Origin of the sequence: Tabrizicola sp. (assembly GCF_041913445.1) — a bacterium.
Classification (GTDB): Bacteria; Pseudomonadota; Alphaproteobacteria; order Rhodobacterales; family Rhodobacteraceae; genus Tabrizicola.
In genome coordinates this window covers 173,274-188,401 of sequence record NZ_JAYSFG010000002.1, presented here as the reverse complement: position 1 = coordinate 188,401, position 15,128 = coordinate 173,274, and the positions used below count along the sequence as shown (strand labels likewise).

The 15,128-nt window shown below is 67.1% G+C and carries 19 protein-coding genes and 1 tRNA gene; 9 read left to right on the top strand and 11 right to left on the bottom strand.

What is annotated here, in order from left to right; genetic code table 11:
• The first annotated feature begins 262 nt into the window (after nucleotides 1-262).
• A complete protein-coding gene (locus ACE3Q6_RS03290; protein ID WP_374428432.1) occupies nucleotides 263-460 on the top strand; it encodes a hypothetical protein in 198 nt (65 codons plus the stop codon).
• Nucleotides 461-855: 395 nt separating this feature from the next.
• Here the strand turns inward: ACE3Q6_RS03290 and ACE3Q6_RS03285 are convergent, their stop codons facing one another.
• The 4 genes from ACE3Q6_RS03285 to ACE3Q6_RS03270 form a co-directional block, all read right to left on the bottom strand.
• Nucleotides 856-1,431, bottom strand: a complete 576-nt coding sequence (locus tag ACE3Q6_RS03285; protein ID WP_374428430.1) for a sugar transferase — start codon at nucleotides 1,429-1,431, stop codon at nucleotides 856-858.
• A gap of 653 nt (nucleotides 1,432-2,084) precedes the next feature.
• Nucleotides 2,085-2,672, bottom strand: a complete 588-nt coding sequence (locus ACE3Q6_RS03280) for an isopropylmalate isomerase (RefSeq protein WP_374428428.1) — start codon at nucleotides 2,670-2,672, stop codon at nucleotides 2,085-2,087.
• On the bottom strand, nucleotides 2,673-3,506 hold the full coding sequence (locus ACE3Q6_RS03275; RefSeq protein ID WP_374428426.1) for a hypothetical protein: 834 nt from the start codon (nucleotides 3,504-3,506) through the stop codon (nucleotides 2,673-2,675). It abuts the gene before it with no gap.
• A complete protein-coding gene (locus tag ACE3Q6_RS03270; RefSeq protein WP_374428424.1) occupies nucleotides 3,503-4,939 on the bottom strand; it encodes a mannose-1-phosphate guanylyltransferase/mannose-6-phosphate isomerase in 1,437 nt (478 codons plus the stop codon). Before ACE3Q6_RS03270 ends, ACE3Q6_RS03275 begins: the two co-directional genes overlap by 4 nt.
• Nucleotides 4,940-5,162: 223 nt before the next feature.
• Here ACE3Q6_RS03270 and hisB point away from each other — a divergent pair, with 223 nt between their 5' ends.
• The 3 genes from hisB to ACE3Q6_RS03255 all read left to right on the top strand — a co-directional run bounded on the left by hisB (nucleotide 5,163) and on the right by ACE3Q6_RS03255 (nucleotide 7,357).
• A complete protein-coding gene (hisB, locus tag ACE3Q6_RS03265) occupies nucleotides 5,163-5,750 on the top strand; it encodes an imidazoleglycerol-phosphate dehydratase HisB (RefSeq protein WP_374428422.1) in 588 nt (195 codons plus the stop codon).
• A 69-nt stretch (nucleotides 5,751-5,819) separates the two neighbouring features.
• Nucleotides 5,820-6,458 carry an imidazole glycerol phosphate synthase subunit HisH gene (gene hisH, locus ACE3Q6_RS03260; RefSeq protein WP_374428420.1) on the top strand — a complete coding sequence of 213 codons (639 nt, stop codon included), beginning with the start codon at nucleotides 5,820-5,822 and terminating at the stop codon, nucleotides 6,456-6,458.
• On the top strand, nucleotides 6,455-7,357 hold the full coding sequence (locus ACE3Q6_RS03255; protein WP_374428418.1) for a glutaminase: 903 nt from the start codon (nucleotides 6,455-6,457) through the stop codon (nucleotides 7,355-7,357). Before hisH ends, ACE3Q6_RS03255 begins: the two co-directional genes overlap by 4 nt.
• On the opposite strand, the gene ACE3Q6_RS03250 is transcribed toward ACE3Q6_RS03255, so the two are convergent.
• From ACE3Q6_RS03250 to ACE3Q6_RS03240, 3 genes are read right to left on the bottom strand one after another with little or no spacing between them, the layout of a single operon-like run.
• A complete protein-coding gene (locus ACE3Q6_RS03250; protein WP_374428416.1) occupies nucleotides 7,354-7,758 on the bottom strand; it encodes a VOC family protein in 405 nt (134 codons plus the stop codon). The genes ACE3Q6_RS03255 and ACE3Q6_RS03250 overlap by 4 nt on opposite strands.
• A 20-nt stretch (nucleotides 7,759-7,778) precedes the next feature.
• Nucleotides 7,779-8,654, bottom strand: coding sequence for a DMT family transporter (locus ACE3Q6_RS03245; RefSeq protein ID WP_374428414.1), 876 nt, complete (start codon nucleotides 8,652-8,654; stop codon nucleotides 7,779-7,781).
• Between the two features lie 46 nt (nucleotides 8,655-8,700).
• On the bottom strand, nucleotides 8,701-9,090 hold the full coding sequence (locus ACE3Q6_RS03240) for a DUF2147 domain-containing protein (RefSeq protein WP_374428412.1): 390 nt from the start codon (nucleotides 9,088-9,090) through the stop codon (nucleotides 8,701-8,703).
• A gap of 144 nt (nucleotides 9,091-9,234) precedes the next feature.
• On the opposite strand from ACE3Q6_RS03240, the gene hisA reads away from it, so the two are divergent.
• Complete coding sequence (gene hisA, locus ACE3Q6_RS03235; protein WP_374428408.1) at nucleotides 9,235-9,954, top strand: 1-(5-phosphoribosyl)-5-[(5-phosphoribosylamino)methylideneamino]imidazole-4-carboxamide isomerase; 720 nt, start codon at nucleotides 9,235-9,237, stop codon at nucleotides 9,952-9,954.
• 78 nt (nucleotides 9,955-10,032) lie between these two features.
• On the opposite strand, the gene ACE3Q6_RS03230 is transcribed toward hisA, so the two are convergent.
• Nucleotides 10,033-10,767, bottom strand: a complete 735-nt coding sequence (locus tag ACE3Q6_RS03230; RefSeq protein ID WP_374428404.1) for an HNH endonuclease — start codon at nucleotides 10,765-10,767, stop codon at nucleotides 10,033-10,035.
• Between the two features lie 193 nt (nucleotides 10,768-10,960).
• On the opposite strand from ACE3Q6_RS03230, the gene ACE3Q6_RS03225 reads away from it, so the two are divergent.
• The 3 genes from ACE3Q6_RS03225 to ACE3Q6_RS03215 all read left to right on the top strand — a co-directional run bounded on the left by ACE3Q6_RS03225 (nucleotide 10,961) and on the right by ACE3Q6_RS03215 (nucleotide 12,597).
• Entirely contained in the window at nucleotides 10,961-11,398 is a 438-nt protein-coding gene (locus ACE3Q6_RS03225) for a DUF2867 domain-containing protein (RefSeq protein WP_374428400.1), read from the top strand.
• 135 nt (nucleotides 11,399-11,533) lie between these two features.
• Complete coding sequence (gene hisF / locus ACE3Q6_RS03220; RefSeq protein WP_374428395.1) at nucleotides 11,534-12,295, top strand: imidazole glycerol phosphate synthase subunit HisF; 762 nt, start codon at nucleotides 11,534-11,536, stop codon at nucleotides 12,293-12,295.
• The gene (locus ACE3Q6_RS03215) at nucleotides 12,292-12,597 is read left to right on the top strand and encodes a phosphoribosyl-ATP diphosphatase (protein WP_374428391.1); all 306 of its coding nucleotides are present in this window, start codon (nucleotides 12,292-12,294) and stop codon (nucleotides 12,595-12,597) included. Before hisF ends, ACE3Q6_RS03215 begins: the two co-directional genes overlap by 4 nt.
• A gap of 70 nt (nucleotides 12,598-12,667) precedes the next feature.
• Here ACE3Q6_RS03215 and ACE3Q6_RS03210 read toward each other — a convergent pair whose 3' ends face one another.
• Both ACE3Q6_RS03210 and rlmB read right to left on the bottom strand, forming a co-directional pair.
• On the bottom strand, nucleotides 12,668-13,075 hold the full coding sequence (locus ACE3Q6_RS03210) for a CoA-binding protein (protein ID WP_374428388.1): 408 nt from the start codon (nucleotides 13,073-13,075) through the stop codon (nucleotides 12,668-12,670).
• A gap of 157 nt (nucleotides 13,076-13,232) precedes the next feature.
• Nucleotides 13,233-14,021 carry a 23S rRNA (guanosine(2251)-2'-O)-methyltransferase RlmB gene (gene rlmB / locus ACE3Q6_RS03205; RefSeq protein ID WP_374428385.1) on the bottom strand — a complete coding sequence of 263 codons (789 nt, stop codon included), beginning with the start codon at nucleotides 14,019-14,021 and terminating at the stop codon, nucleotides 13,233-13,235.
• A gap of 119 nt (nucleotides 14,022-14,140) precedes the next feature.
• On the opposite strand from rlmB, the gene ACE3Q6_RS03200 reads away from it, so the two are divergent.
• A tRNA-Tyr gene (locus ACE3Q6_RS03200) sits at nucleotides 14,141-14,224 on the top strand.
• A 177-nt stretch (nucleotides 14,225-14,401) separates the two neighbouring features.
• Here the strand turns inward: ACE3Q6_RS03200 and ACE3Q6_RS03195 are convergent.
• The gene (locus ACE3Q6_RS03195) at nucleotides 14,402-15,121 is read right to left on the bottom strand and encodes a sulfate/molybdate ABC transporter ATP-binding protein (RefSeq protein WP_374428383.1); all 720 of its coding nucleotides are present in this window, start codon (nucleotides 15,119-15,121) and stop codon (nucleotides 14,402-14,404) included.
• Nucleotides 15,122-15,128: the final 7 nt, after the last annotated feature.

Here is a 15,128-nt window from a genome sequence, read left to right as displayed (position 1 = left end):
CGTCCCCAGCCAGCGCCAGCGGAACCGCCAGAAAGTTATTTAGCTTCAGCAACTTGATCCGCGCCGCGGCAGCCTCCGGAAACCATGCGACCACAGCGTGCAGGAAGGGGCAGTCCGCTCCCGCAAAAGATGCAGGCCCAGACCCGGCGCCGACGGCCCAAAGTCCGGCCGGACCAGGACGCAGATTTTCCAACGCGCGGACATAATCTTGCCACGGCGCGCCAACAGGCTGACCCCATGGAACGCGTAGGGGATGCGCAAGATGATGATAGGGATGGTTCTGGTGTCTGCGTTGATCGGGATGGCGGCTGTGGGGATGACGCTCGCCCTGTCGCTGCCGATGTGGACCGTGGTGATCAGCTACCCGACCGTCTGCAGCCTTACGCTGCTTCTCACGGCCGCCCTGTGGAACATCCGGTCGCGCCAGACCGTCCGGGCCGACCAGCCGCTGCGCGCCTGATCGCCTGGCAAGGGCATCCCACCGCTCGACGCCGTCTGTGTCGCCGCGGGAACGGTCGGCCGACTTCCGCCACACCCGGACAAAATCGACTGTCTCCAAAATTCGTTTCACGCTTAATTCTTCTCGACGTATGTCCCATCACGCCTAGGTTGTAAGGCTGGTCGGGGTATGTAACGATGGCGCTCCGGCCGGGGAGACATTTATGGCATTGGGCCTGGTTCTGATCGCTCTGTTCGGCGCAGCCAGCGTTTCGGTGGTCCTGTTCGTCTACGGCTTTCCACTCTGGCTGGTGCTGCTTGCCTATCCCGTGACGGGAAGCGTCATCCTCTTGCCGGGTGTCGCGCTGTTCGCCTGGATCACCAGCAGCCCGCGGACCCCACCTGACGGCGCCTCGGTTACTTCCCAGTCGCCCGCAGGACCACACCCACAGTCGCAAACAGGATCTTCAAATCACTGAGGAACGAAAGGTTGCGTTCGTACTCGGCGTCGAAATCGGCGCGCTGCGCGAAGGTGGACTGGTTGCGGTCCGAGATCTGCCAGGTTCCGGTCAGGCCGGGACGCAGAGCATAATAGGCGCTGCCCGGGTAAAGGTCCTGCTGTTCCACCATCATCGGGCGCGGTCCGACCAGGCTCATGTCGCCCACCAGGACGTTCCAAAGCTGCGGCAGCTCGTCCAGCGAGCTCTTGCGAAGGAACTGGCCGAACGCGGTGATGCGCGGATCGCGCGACAGCTTCTGGAAGGCTTCCCATTCCTGCCGCGCCGCCTCGTCGGCCTGCAGATAGGCCCGTAGCCGCGCGTCGGCGTCCGGCACCATGGTGCGCAGCTTCCACAGCTTGAAGACGCGCCCGCCCTTGCCGACGCGGTCCTGGCAGAAGAACGGGGAATGTCCGGTCGCCTTCAGCACCAGCGCAAGCATCAGCACCACGGGCACGACGAACGGAACGACCATGATGACAAGGGCGATGTCCATCCAGCGTTTGGCCAAGCGGCGGTACAGAGGCTCCTTGCGGACCCGTACCCATCCTTGACCGACAGTCATCGAAGGCCGTTCGAAATTGGGCTCGTTTAGGTCAGAACGAACGTCCATATTTAACGCCTCCGAGGGTGTACAATCGTTGAGCAAAATTTTGCCTAGCCAGCACTATCCTGCCGACCGCATAGCAACCTGACACTCGCAACACTGTCTGCGTCACAACACGCTTCTACCACTGTGGTTCCGGTGCCGCAATCTCGCCATAAGTAAGGAATCACTTAGAAAGTGGTTACTTCTCATTGGGTTACACGCTTAGGTTGTATTCTGCGGCGAGCGCGGGACGGGTTGGAAACGGGGCTGTCAATGGGGGCTTGGGGGGGTTTGCGGCAACAAAGCGAACTTCCGCCACATGATTGCCAAGTTTTTCCAAGGGTTTCTGTAACCCCGGGAACCGGACCACAGGAAAATGCCGCCGGATGAGTTCGCGACTTCTGGTCGCGCCACTCCTTCTCCGGAGGAAATTGTGCGGGATTCTGAAACGGTGAATTTTTTGTTAAGACGGGGGCGCCGGGTCACCGCCGCCCAACTTTGGGGCAGTTTGATGACGCCGGACACCAGAAGGCCCAAATTTCGATTCGAGAAGCCGCCAGTCAGCCCGCTTGCCGCGCGCGTCCACGGCGCAGGGCGACGGCAAGGACCAGAAGCGGACCGGGCAGTTCCAGAAGCCAGTTCACCTTCATCCCCATCGCGACGCTGCCAAGCAGTCCGTCCATGTCATGGAAGCTGGCGGCGCGGATCACCACGAAACTGCAGACGAACGCGAGGCCCGCAAGCGCCAGCCAGATCCGATCCAGTATCCCGCGCAGGATCAGCGCCCCCAGTACGATCGCCGCAACGCCCCCGCCCGCGACGAGCCCGATGAAGACCTTCTGGATCCCGCGCCTCTCGTCATACCAGCCGGCGAGCACGGCATGACATCGCGCCACCATCGTCAGCAGCGATTGCAGGTCGAGCTGCTTGTTGACCGCGAGGAACAGCAGAACCGCCGCCGCAATCCACCAGAACCGCCGCTCTGTCCTCTCCTCCCCGTCCCGGCCCCGCCGAAGAGCCGCCCGCACCGAGGCGATCCCCGCCGCAAGGTAGACCAGGACTGTCAGCCAGCCCACTGGATGATTGTCGCCAAGGCCGGGCGACCAGCGGGTGAGGGCACAGGTCAGCGTGGTCTGAAGAATCTCCACCTAGCCGGCCTTGCGCCCGTTCCACCAGGACAGGGCCAGCCGCTTCATCCGGCGCTTGCGGCCTTCCCAGGGCCGGGGATTGGCCTCGAACTCGGCGGGAAGCCGGATGCGCGCGATCTCCTCGGGCCGTGCGGCCTCGCCCGCCGGGGCGCCATTGGCATACCAGGGAAGGAACCGCTCGGTTTCAGGCCAGACATAGCTGTCGAACCAGGTCCAGCACTTCGTCCGCTTATAGAGCTGCGCAATCCCCTGCGCGAAGTCCTGGTCGATCGGAAACGGACGGGTCGGCCTGCCGCAATATTTCAGGTTCCGCCGCATCAGCGCTTCGGACTTCGGCGCGAAATAGGCCGGGACCCAAAGCCGGAACCCCATCTCTGCCGCCAGGCTCGCCACCACGCGGAACAGTTGCACATGTTCCTCGTGGCCATACTCGCCCCATGGCCCATGCGCGATCACGTTCCGGATCCCCGCCAGCCGCGGCCGCAGGGCCTCGCGCTGCGTTTCGAACTGGGCGCGGTACTGGTCGGGGTTGAAGTTGTCCAGGATCGCCAGCGCCCGATGCGGATAAAGGCCGTACTCCGTCTCGCGCACCTCGGGCCACGAGGCGCTGTCGAACACGCCCGTCTCCCGGATCTGCACCCAGTCCAGCGTCGGCAGCGGAAACTCCGCCATCGCCGCCCGGCGCCCTGCACTGATGATGTCCGCCCCCGGCCATTCGCCGTAGACCACGATGACCTTCTCGGCCGCCTTCAGCACCGACCCGGCCCAGAGGACCTCGTCATCGGGATGCGCCATCACGACGGCGAGCCCCTCGAGGATGTCGTCACCGGTCATCGCGGGGCCACCTTTTCGTTGCTGCGATCATAGATGTCCTCGTAGCGGATGATGTCGTCCTCTCCCAGGTAGGCCCCGGTCTGCACCTCGATCAGCACAACGGGCACCTTGCCCGGGTTGGCCAGCCGGTGGATCGCGCCCAGCGGCACGTAGACCGACTGGTTCTCTGTCAGAAGCTTCACCTCGTCGCCCACCGTCACCTGCGCAGTCCCCGAGACCACGATCCAGTGCTCCGCCCGGTGGATGTGGCTTTGCAGCGACAGCGCCGCGCCGGGCTTGACCACGATCCGCTTCACCTGGAAGCGGTCGGCCAGCGCCAGCGTCTCGAACCAGCCCCAGGGCCGGTGGTCGCGCGGAAAGACCTCGGCCTGGCGGACCGACCTGGCCTTCATCTCGGCCACCGCGGTCTTCACGTCCTGCGCCCGCGACCGGTCGGCCACCAGGACCGCATCCGGCATCGCCACGACGACCAGGTCCGACAGCCCGATCCCCACCACATGCTGCCCCTCGACCTCGGACCGCAGCAGGCTCCCCTCGCAGTCGATGGCCGTCACCGCCCCCTGCTGCACCGTCCCGCTGCCGTTCTCACGCCAGACCGCGTTCCAGTCGCCCAGGTCCGACCACGCGGCCCCGAACGGCACCACGTCGATATTGTCCGCCTTCTCCATCACCGCGAAGTCGACCGAGATGTCGCGCGCCCCGTCCCAGGGCGCCTCGGCCAGCCGCAGGAAGTCGAGGTCACGGCGTGCCCCTTCGACGGCCGCGCGCACCGGGCCGACAAGGTCCGGCGCATGGGCCTCGAAGGCCGCGACCAGCACGCGGGCCGAGGCGAGGAAGATCCCCGCGTTCCACAGGAACCGCCCTTCGGCCAGCATCGCCTCGGCCTTCTCCCGTGGCGGCTTCTCGACGAACCGCTCGACCGGCAGGGCCTCGCCCTCGACCGGGGTCCCTTTGACCGCGATCCAGCCATAGCCCGTCTCCGGCCGGTCCGGGCGCACGCCGAAAGTGACGATCCGCCCCGCCGCCGCCCGCGGCACACCCGCCGCCACGGCAACGCGGAAGGCCGGGGCGTCCGGGATCGAATGGTCCGTCGGCATCACCAGAAGCATCGCCTCGGGATCCTGGGCCTCCAGGTGCAGCGCCGCCGCCAGGATCGCGGGCCCCGTGTTTCGCGCCGCAGGCTCGATCAGGATCGCACTCGGAGCGATCCCTTCCGCCGCAAGCTGCTCGGCCACGATGAACCGGAAGTCCGAGTTGGTGATGACCAGCGGGCTTTTCACCGCCGGAGCCCCGCGCATCCGCTCGGCCGCGGCCTGGAACAGGGTCCCCTGACCGGCAAGCGGCACGAACTGCTTGGGGAAGCTCTTCCGCGACACGGGCCAGAGCCGGGTCCCCGACCCGCCACACAAGAGAACGGGAAAAATGTCAGGCATCACGCCCACTCCAATCAATGTCGTCGCAATGTCTTGCGGCAAGTCTGGGCCATATTAAGCCCGGAATTTGGCAAAGGGGATAATCATTTGCGACCCGAATGCAACCACCGGCCACGCGTGCGGACTGCGCCCGGCCTGCATCACCTGCATACCGGGCGACGGGAAGCGCCTTCCCCTCGCCCGCCCCGCGGCCTATAACGCCCGCGTCACCAAGGGGATGCCCATGCGCCAGGCCACCGTCGCCCGCAAGACCGCCGAGACCGAGATCACGGTCACCGTCAACCTTGACGGCACCGGCGCGCATGACTGCCAGACGGGCGTCGGCTTCTTCGACCACATGCTCGACCAGCTGGCGCGCCACAGCCTGATCGACCTCACCATCCGCGCCAAGGGCGACCTCCACATCGACGACCACCACACCGTGGAAGACGTGGGCATCGCGCTCGGCCAGGCCCTGACCAAGGCCTTGGGCGACAAGCGCGGCATCCGCCGCTACGGCCACTTCCGGCTCGCGATGGACGACGCCCAGATCGCCACGGCGCTCGACCTCTCCGCCCGGCCCTACCTCATCTGGACCGTCGACATGCCCACCCCCAAGATCGGCACCTTCGACACCGAGCTGGTGCGCGAATTCTTTCAGGCCCTCTCCACCCACGGCGGCATCACGCTCCACGTGGACAAGCTGCACGGGCTGAACAGCCACCACATCGCCGAGGCGACCTTCAAATCCGTCGCCCGCGCCCTGCGCCAGGCTGTCGAACCCGACCCCCGCCTGGGCGACGCGCTCCCCTCCACGAAGGGCGCGCTCTAGCCTTTCATCTTTGCTGAAATATCCCCGCCGGAGGCTCCCGCACTCTCCGCCCGCGCATCGGATAGACACATGCTGACCGTCCTCGTCGACTACGATTCCGGCAACCTCCACTCCGCCGAGAAAGCCTTCCAGCGCATGGCTTCAGAGGTTGGCGGCGGTGACATCCTCGTCACCTCGCGGCCCGAGGACGTGGCCCGCGCCGACCGCATCGTCCTGCCCGGCGACGGCGCCTTTCCGGCCTGCCGACAGGCACTCGGCAGCTATGGCGGGCTCTTCGAAGCCATCGAGGACGCCGTCATCCGCAAGGGCCGCCCCTTCCTCGGCATCTGCGTGGGCATGCAGATGCTCGCCTCGCGCGGCCACGAATACCGCGAGACGGCGGGCTTCGGCTGGATCCCCGGCGACGTCGTGAAGATCGAACCCGCGGACCGGTCGCTGAAGGTCCCGCACATGGGCTGGAACGACCTGATCGTCGACCATCCCCACCCCGTCCTCGACGGCATCCAGACAGGCGACCACGCCTATTTCGTCCACTCCTACCACTTCCGCGTGATGGATCCCTCGCACCGGCTGGCCTTCTGCGACTACGCTGGCGACATCACCGCCATCGTCGGCCGCGACAACATCCTCGGGACCCAGTTCCACCCCGAAAAATCCCAGGCCGCCGGCCTTCGCCTGATCGGCAACTTCCTCCGCTGGACGCCGTGAGCCTTCCCGACATCCTGGCCGGGATCGCGGGCGAAATGGCCGCCCGCACCGACCGCGGCCAGGTCGCCGACTACATCCCCCAGCTTGCCGCCGTCGATCCCGCCCAGTTCGGCATCTCGGTCTGCCTCGCCGACGGCGCGCAACACTCCGCCGGGCACAGCGCCACGCCCTTCTCGATCCAGTCGATCTCCAAGGTCTTCGCGCTGGCCATCGCGCTTGGCCGCCTGGGCGACCAGCTCTGGACCCGCGTCCGGCGCGAACCCTCTGGGCTTGCCTTCAACTCGATCCTCCAGCTCGAAAGCGAAGACGGCATCCCCCGGAACCCCTTCATCAACGCGGGCGCCATCGTCACCACCGATGCGGCCCTTGGGACCCGCCCGCCCAAGGAATACCTGGCCGAACTCCTCACCTTCCTCCGCACCGCCGCGGGGGACGAGGACATCCACATCGACCGCGCCGTAGCGAAGTCGGAAACCGAAACCGGCCACCGGAACTTTGCGCTCGCCCATTTCCTGAAGGCGCATGGCAACCTGACGAACCCGCCGGAGCTGACCCTCGGCGCCTATTTCCACCAATGCGCCGTGTCGATGAGCGTCGAGCAACTCGCCCGCGCCGGTCGCTTCCTGGCGGGCCTCCAGCACCTGATCTCCACCGAGCGCACCCGCCGGATCAACGCCCTGATGCTGACCTGCGGCCACTACGACGCCTCGGGCGATTTCGCCTTCCGCGTGGGCCTGCCCGCCAAGTCCGGCGTCGGCGGCGGCATCCTCGCCATCGCGCCGGGCAAAGCCTCCATCGCCGTCTGGTCCCCCGGCCTCACCCAGCAGGGCAATTCCCAGCTCGGAACCGAGGCGCTGGAGCTTCTCACCCGCCGCACCGGCTGGTCGATCTTCGGTTAATCCCAGAGCCGCGGCTCGGCGAACTCCACCGAGTTCCCGCCCGGATCGCGGACATAAAGCGACCGCGCTCCGTTCGGCCAGTCGAACTCCGCCTCCACAGCGACATCCGATGCGAAGAACCGCAGCCGCCAACCCTCGATCTCCTCCCGGCTGGCCGCAAAGCAGACATGCCCCTCCCCCCGCGCGCCATGCGTGGGCACCGGCAGGTCGGGATTGCCCGAGGGCACTTCGGTCGCATCCGGATTGAAGACCAGCAGCACCCCCGGACCCACCCGGAAGAACACATGCCGCCCCTCGACCTTCGCGATCACCTCCAGCCGCAGAAGCCCCGCGTAGAACGCCTCCGCCGCCGCGAGGTCCGCGACATAGATCGCCGTTTCCAGAATCGCCGAAGGTGTCATGTCCCGCCCCCTTTCCGCGCTCAACGCCGCGCGACCCTTGCGCGTTCCATCAGCGCCAGCCCGCCGAGGATCAGCGCGAGCCCCGCGAAATGCCGCGCCTCCAGCCGTTCCCCCAGCACCAGCCAACCCAGACCGGCCGCGCTGAACGGGATCAGGAAGGTGACCAATGAGATCGCCGTCGCCCCCGCCCGCGCCAGGATCCGGAAGAAGATCAGGTAGGCCACCGCCGAGGACAACACCGCCAGAGCCACCACCGCCAGCACAGGGGACCACCCAGGAGACGCCAACGCCCAGGGCCGGTCCACCGCCAGCCAGACCGGCGTCAGGATCACCGCACTGCAGGTCACCACCCCCGCCGCCGTCTGCAAGGGCGTCACCCCGGCCGCCTTGAACCGCCGCCCCCAGACCCCTGCAATCCCATAGGACAGCGCTGCGCCAAGGCAGGCCAGGATCGCCAGCAACTCACCCCCCAAATCCTCGCCCACCATCATCACGACGACGCCCGAGAACCCGAGGCCGACGCCCACCGCCTTCACCGGCGTCAACCTCTCGTCCCGGGTCGCCACATGCGCCACCAGCACGGTGAAGAGCGGCGTCGTCGCGTTCAGGACCGAGGCCAAGGCCCCGGTGATCTGCCCCTGCGCCAGCACGAAGAGCGTGAACGGCACCAGGTTGTTCATGACCCCCATCACCGCCAGCGCCGGCCACACCCCGCGCCCCGGCATCCCCTGCCCCGAGGCCCGGACCACCAGCCCCAGCACCAGGGCCGCCAGCGCCACCCGACCCCAGACGATACTGACCGCAGGCAAGCCCGCCAGCGCCAGCTCGTTGAAAAGGAAAGACCCTCCCCACAACAGGGAGAGGGTCCAAAGAAGCATCCAGTCGATCGGTTTCATCCCGCCTTCCTGCCCGAAGCCACGGGCAATGGCGACCCGAAATCCGCTATTTCACCCGCTGCCAGGTCCCGCCGTCGCGGCAGATCCCCAGCACGCAGCCGCGCACCTTCAGGCTGTCGCCCGCCAGCGTCATGTCGCCGTTGTACTCCTTGTCGCGGTCGGGCGAGTAGATCTTGCCATCGTCATAAAGCCCGTCCGAATAGGCAACCATATCCCAGACGATCCTGCGGCCGACGTTCGGGCTTTCGATCTCCTTGCCCTCACCATTGAAGGCCCGGATCAGCGTGCCGCAGAACGCAGGCCCGCAGGGCTTGATCTCGACATGCCCGAAATTCCCGTTGTCATCCTTCCGGGTCTGCCACACCCCCTCGACCGGATCGGCCCAGGCCGTCCCCGCCAGCACGGCCAGCGCCGCCGCATAAGCGAAAATCTTCATCTGCACTCTCCTCCGCAATGTCCCTGCGCGCACGACTTTGCGCCAGCCGCAGAACCGATCAAGCGTGACGTCGGGTCGCGTTTGCACGCTTTTCATTCGCGCCCTCCCATGCCAAAGACCCCTCGACCAAGGACGGAGCCCGCCATGATCCTCTACCCCGCCATCGACCTGAAAGACGGCCAGTGCGTCCGGCTCCTCCGCGGCGAGATGTCCGAGGCCACCGTCTTCGGCGACGACCCCGCCGCCCAGGCGCTGAAGTTCCAGGCCGCTGGCTGCGAATGGCTGCATCTCGTCGACCTGAACGGCGCCTTCGCCGGCCAGCCGGTGAACGCCGCCGCCGTCGAGGCCATCCTCAAGGCCGTGCGCGTGCCCGCCCAGCTTGGCGGCGGCATCCGCGACATGGCGACCATCGCGATGTGGCTGGAAAAAGGCCTCTCCCGCGTCATCCTCGGCACCGTCGCCGTGGAGAACCCCGCCCTGGTGCGCGAAGCCGCGAAAGCCTTCCCCGGCAAGGTCGCCGTCGGCATCGACGCCCGCAAGGGCCGCGTGGCGACCAAGGGCTGGGCGGAGGAGACCGACGTCATGGCCACCGACCTCGCCAAGTCGTTCGAGGACGCCGGCGTCGCCGCCATCATCTACACCGACATCGACCGAGACGGCGCGATGCAGGGCCCGAACATCGAGGCGACCGAAGCCCTCGCCCGGGCCGTGACGATCCCCGTCATTGCAAGCGGCGGCGTCTCCCGCATGGAGGACCTGATCGCGCTCCGCGACACCGGCGTCATCGCCGGCGCCATCTCCGGCCGCGCGCTTTACGACGGGGCCATTGACCTCGCCCAGGCGCTGAAGACCCTCAAGGTATAGCTCCTCGTTCGCCTTCGACTCCTCGTTGCAAGGCGCAACCCAGCGAGCAAGGACGAAATCCACCGCCGAGCGGACCCGTCACTCCCAGGGCGACGGCCCCTCCAGGCTCACCTGGCCGAAGACGTTCTCCCGATGCCAGCGCAGATTGTCTGGATGCGGCCAGTTCCGTTGGTCTTCGGGCAGAACCAGCCGCCCCGACGGCACGATCAGCCGATCCGCCACCTCACGCGGCACCTTGTTCCGCGAGACAAGGATCGTGTGTTCCCGGTCGTCGGCCACCGAAATCAATCCTCGGTCGAACATCCAGTGCAGCGTTCCCGACAGGGCCAGTCCATTGCGGACAAAATCGCTCCCCTGACGCTCCACCGGCCGGATATGCGCCGCGTTCACTTCGGGCCGCCCGCCACCGTTGCGCAACCGCAGGCCGGACATCGCGCAGCGGTAGTCATAGGCCTCGCGCACCTTCCGCCGGAACGCCACGTCCCGGTAGGGCCTGCTGACCAGCCGCTCGATCACCGGACGCTCGAACGGGACCACCGGCTCGGCCACCCCCGGCCCATAGCGGTTGGCCTCCTGCCGCTCCAGATCGTCAGGCAAGCCCGCCCGGACAATGGCGGCGAACTCGGCCTCCGGCAGCCGCCGCACCGCCAACTGCTGCGCCCCGCCCGACTTTGGCAGGCCCGTCGCATCCATCAGCGCGGCCTCCCAGGGGCGCCCAGCATTCAGTCGTGGGACATCCCGATCGAACTCCAGGTAACTCCTCGGCTCCATGATCGCCAGGAACCGTCCCTCCGCCCCCGGCTTCGGGATCACTTGCGCAATCTTCGCATGCGCAGAAGGAAAGCATCGGGGTGCCCGCGACGCAACGCTCCTCGTTCGTCGCAGATCCCGGCCCTGCGCCGGCGAGGAGGGACGAAGTCGACCGACGAGCGGTCCCGGCGACCTAACGCGCCCTGCGACCTCACGCCCCATGTCGCTTTGCCCGGTACAGGCGCAGCCTCACGCCATGGTCCGCCCCGACATCCTCCCCCGCGCCTCCTCGCTCTGGTCGTTGCACCAACCCGGCGATTTTCTCGATTGTTACTCCGTTGCCTCGACCCTCACCCCGCGCGAAGCCGCAGACCGGGGCCTGGCGCTGCCGGGCTGGGCGGCCGCTCTCCTGGCCCTCCGCAACACCCTGGTGCGGCCCTTCGGCCTCAAGACGGGCGAGCCGGACAAGCCGATCTTCCCCACCTGCCATGAGACGGACGAGGAACTCATCCTCGGCACCGACGACAAGCACCTCGACTTCCGCATCGGCCTGATCCGGCAGGACGGGCGGATGTTCATGTCCACCTGGGTCCACCCGCACAATGCTTGGGGCCGGGCCTACCTGGGCCTCGTCATGCCCTTCCACATCCTGATCTCGCGCGGCGCGGTGGCGCGAATGGCCAGTCCGCGTTAACCATCGGGTTAATAGATCCTTTCCGTCCGCGCGCAAGACACTGATTCCGCAATGGAATCCAGAATTGTCCACCGTGGACGCCCCCTGTTTCAAACCCGCTTGCTTTTCCGCCCCCCACGCGGCATTCCTCCCCCCATGCTCAAGACCCGCATCATCCCCTGCCTCGACGTGGCCGACGGTCGCGTGGTGAAGGGCGTCAACTTCGTCGACCTGATCGACGCGGGCGACCCCGTGGAGGCCGCGAAGGCCTATGATGCCGCCGGCGCGGACGAGCTCTGCTTCCTCGACATCATGGCGACCGAGGACAACCGGTCCACCATGTACGACCTCGTCACCCGGACGGCGGAACAGTGCTTCATGCCACTCACCGTCGGCGGCGGCGTCCGCACGCCCGAGGACGTGCGGAAGCTCCTCCTCGCCGGGGCCGACAAGGTCAGCTTCAACTCCGCCGCCGTCGCCCGCCCGGACGTGGTGGCCGAAGCCGCCGACCGGTTCGGGTCGCAGTGCATCGTCGTCGCCATCGACGCCAAGACCGTCGAGCCCGGCCGGTGGGAAATCTTCACCCACGGCGGCCGCCGCGCGACGGGCATCGACGCCGTCGACTTCGCCCGGACCGTGGCCGCGAAGGGCGCGGGGGAGATCCTCCTCACCTCGATGGACCGCGACGGCACCCGCGCCGGGTTCAACCTCCCCCTCACCCGCGCCATCGCCGATGCCGTGGACATCCCCGTCATCGCCAGCGGAGGGGTCGGCACGCTCGACCACCTCGTCGAAGGGATCACCGAAGGCCACGCCTCCGCCGTCCTTGCCGCCTCGATCTTCCACTTCGGCACCTTCACGATCGGCCAGGCCAAGGCCCACATGGCCGCCGCCGGCATCCCCGTGAGGCTCACATGACCCTCGACCGCCTTGCTGCCACCATCGCTGCCCGCAAGGGCGCCGACCCCGAAACCTCATGGACCGCGAAGCTCCTGTCCAAGGGGCCGGAGAAATGCGCCGAGAAGTTCGGGGAAGAGGCCGTCGAGGCGATCATCGAGGCCGTCAAGGGCGACCGCGCCCGGCTGACGGCCGAGGCGGCGGATGTGCTCTACCATCTCCTCGTCATGCTCGCCGCAAGGGACGTGACGCTGCAGGACGTGCTGGCCGAGCTGGACCGTCGCGAAGGCACCTCGGGGATCGCCGAGAAAGCCGGGCGCTGAGCGATTTGTTCGAAGAAATCGGACCGGAGCCTTCAAGGGCTCCGAACCGGAATTTTCGAAAATTCCGGCGTCAAAGCCCCAGATGCGGGATTTCGATGGCCGGGCAGCGGTTCATCACCACCCGCAGCCCCGCGTTCCGCGCCCGCGACGCAGCCGCCTCGTCCACGACACCGATCTGCATCCAGACCACCTTGGCCCCGATCCGCACCGCCTCGTCAGCGACGGCACCCGCTTCATCGCTGCGGCGGAAAATGTCGACCATGTCCACCGGCCCCGCTTCGGCCAGCGTCGCCACCACCGTCTCGCCCAGCGCCTGTTCCCCGGCATGGCCCGGGTTGACAGGGATCACCCGGTACCCCTTGCGCTTCAGGAATTCGGCCACCCGGTGACTGGGACGGTCGGGCTTCGGCGACCAGCCCACCAGGGCTATCGTCTTCACCGATGTCAGGATGTCGCGGATGTCGGCGTCGCTCGGCATGGGGCCTCCGAAAAGAAAATGGCGCCCAAGGATAACCTCGGGCGCCAAGTCGCGGAACGAGGGACAGTGAAGAGAAGTACGGGGTTCCGGTCCCGTGCCTCTGCGATGTCATTTAGGAAGAGAAGACGGGGTTTGAAGACCCGTCTCAAAGACGTGATCACGTCCGCGTCGCCGCATAAAGCGACACCGCCGCAGCGTTCGAGACGTTCAGGCTGCCGAACGCCCCCGCAAAGGGAATCCGTGCCAGCACGTCGCAGGTCTCGCGCGTCTTTTCCCGCAGCCCCGGCCCTTCCGCGCCCAGAACCAGCCCGATGGGCCGCCCGTTCACCGCCGCAACCGCGTCTGAAAGCGCGACCGGCGCCTCGCCGTCCAGACCGATCAGCGTAAACCCCATGTCCTTCAGGGCTTCCATCGCCTCGGCCAGGTTCGTCACCTTCAGGTAGGGCTGGCGCTCCAGCGCCCCGCTTGCCGTCTTGGCCAGGGCCCCGGTCTCGGGGGCCGAATGATGCTTCGGCGCGATCACCGCGCGCGCCCCGAACACCTCGGCCGAGCGCAGGATGGCGCCGACGTTGTGCGGGTCGGTCACCCGGTCCAACAGGACGACCAGTGGCAGCCCCTCGCCCGCCGCGCAGACGTCGGTGAACTTTCCCCAGTTCAGCGGCCTGACCTCGACCGCCGCGCCCTGGTGGACCGAACCCTCGTCAATCGGCACCCGGAAGTTGCGCGGCTCCACGACCTCCGGCTCCATGCCCGAGGCCGCGACGGCAGTTTCCAGCTTGTCGAGCGCGTTCTTCGTCAGCACCAGGCGCAGCTTCTCGCGCTTGGGGTTCATCAGCGCATCGCGCACCGCGTGCAGGCCGAAAAGCCACACGGTCTCACGCGCCTCGCGCCTCTCGCCGCGTTCCTTTTCCACCACCCAGGCCGGTTTCTTGCCGCCCGCCGCCATGTGAGACCCCTTCGAAAACCAGCCTGGACCTTTGCTTGGGCGCGGTCAGGGATGCAAGCCGAAAACTTGGCCCAGAACCCTTGACGCCCCCCGCACCCTTGATTACACGACGCCGCAGTGGGCGATATGCTACAAGGTGTGGCAGCGGACTGTAACTCCGCCGAGGCGACTCATGCCTGGTTCGATTCCAGGATCGCCCACCATTCCAGTCTCGATGAGATCTTTCCGGTTGCGGCAGCGCAGCCAGACCTGGATTTGCGCCAGCTTTCGGCCGACCATGTGTGGCAACCTCCCCCTCGCCCAGGCGGCGCAGCCCGCCGTCTCCAGCGGCGGCGCCGTTTCCCGTGCGACTGGAAGCGGGGAGGAAAGTGTCCCCTGCCTCAGGCCGTGATGAACTCCCGGACGAACGGCGTGGCCGGGCGGGCGCGGATGTCCTGTGGCTTGCCGATCTGCTCGATCCGGCCCATGGACATGACGACGACCAGGTCGGCCAACTCCATCGCCTCGTCCTGGTCGTGGGTCACGAAGACGGTGGTCAGGCCCGTGGTGTCGTGGATGTCACGCAGGCCCTGGCGCAGTTCCTTGCGGACCTTGGCATCCAGGGCGCCGAAAGGTTCGTCAAGGAGAAGCATCCGCGGTTCGATGGCGAGCGCGCGCGCCAAAGCCACGCGCTGACGCTGACCGCCGGAAAGCTGGCTGGGATACCGCGCGCCGATGTCGGGCAGCTGGATCAGGTCGAGGAGCTTCGTCACACGCCGCGCAATCTCGGCCTTCTGCGGACGCGTGGCGCGGGGGCGGGCATTCAGGCCGTAGGCAATGTTGTCGAAGACCGTCATGTGACGGAACAGGGCATAGCTCTGGAACACGAACCCCGCCCGGCGCTGTTGCACGGTCAGGCCCGTGGCGTCCTGCCCGTCAAACAGCACCCGGCCCGAGGTCGGGTATTCCAGCCCGCCCAGGATGCGCAGAAGCGTGGTCTTGCCCGATCCCGAGGGGCCCAGAAGCGCCACCAGCGCGCCCGAGGGGATGGCCAGCGACACCGGATGCAGGGCCGCCGTCGCGCCGAACTGCTTGGAGATCTCGTCGATTTCGATGTGCATGGGGGAA

Excerpts from the sequence above, each read along its gene's own strand:
- ACE3Q6_RS03285 (WP_374428430.1), bottom strand. The coding sequence starts at position 1,431 with ATGGACATCGCCCTTGTCATCATGGTCGTTCCGTTCGTCGTGCCCGTG.
- ACE3Q6_RS03210 (WP_374428388.1), bottom strand. The coding sequence starts at position 13,075 with ATGCCGAGCGACGCCGACATCCGCGACATCCTGACATCGGTGAAGACG.
- hisF (WP_374428395.1), top strand. The coding sequence starts at position 11,534 with ATGCTCAAGACCCGCATCATCCCCTGCCTCGACGTGGCCGACGGTCGC.
- ACE3Q6_RS03270 (WP_374428424.1), bottom strand. The coding sequence starts at position 4,939 with ATGCCTGACATTTTTCCCGTTCTCTTGTGTGGCGGGTCGGGGACCCGG.
- ACE3Q6_RS03275 (WP_374428426.1), bottom strand. The coding sequence starts at position 3,506 with ATGACCGGTGACGACATCCTCGAGGGGCTCGCCGTCGTGATGGCGCAT.
- hisH (WP_374428420.1), top strand. The coding sequence starts at position 5,820 with ATGCTGACCGTCCTCGTCGACTACGATTCCGGCAACCTCCACTCCGCC.
- ACE3Q6_RS03240 (WP_374428412.1), bottom strand. The coding sequence starts at position 9,090 with ATGAAGATTTTCGCTTATGCGGCGGCGCTGGCCGTGCTGGCGGGGACG.
- ACE3Q6_RS03290 (WP_374428432.1), top strand. The coding sequence starts at position 263 with ATGATGATAGGGATGGTTCTGGTGTCTGCGTTGATCGGGATGGCGGCT.
- ACE3Q6_RS03245 (WP_374428414.1), bottom strand. The coding sequence starts at position 8,654 with ATGAAACCGATCGACTGGATGCTTCTTTGGACCCTCTCCCTGTTGTGG.
- ACE3Q6_RS03195 (WP_374428383.1), bottom strand. The coding sequence starts at position 15,121 with ATGCACATCGAAATCGACGAGATCTCCAAGCAGTTCGGCGCGACGGCG.
- hisA (WP_374428408.1), top strand. The coding sequence starts at position 9,235 with ATGATCCTCTACCCCGCCATCGACCTGAAAGACGGCCAGTGCGTCCGG.
- ACE3Q6_RS03225 (WP_374428400.1), top strand. The coding sequence starts at position 10,961 with ATGGTCCGCCCCGACATCCTCCCCCGCGCCTCCTCGCTCTGGTCGTTG.
- rlmB (WP_374428385.1), bottom strand. The coding sequence starts at position 14,021 with ATGGCGGCGGGCGGCAAGAAACCGGCCTGGGTGGTGGAAAAGGAACGC.
- ACE3Q6_RS03250 (WP_374428416.1), bottom strand. The coding sequence starts at position 7,758 with ATGACACCTTCGGCGATTCTGGAAACGGCGATCTATGTCGCGGACCTC.
- ACE3Q6_RS03215 (WP_374428391.1), top strand. The coding sequence starts at position 12,292 with ATGACCCTCGACCGCCTTGCTGCCACCATCGCTGCCCGCAAGGGCGCC.
- hisB (WP_374428422.1), top strand. The coding sequence starts at position 5,163 with ATGCGCCAGGCCACCGTCGCCCGCAAGACCGCCGAGACCGAGATCACG.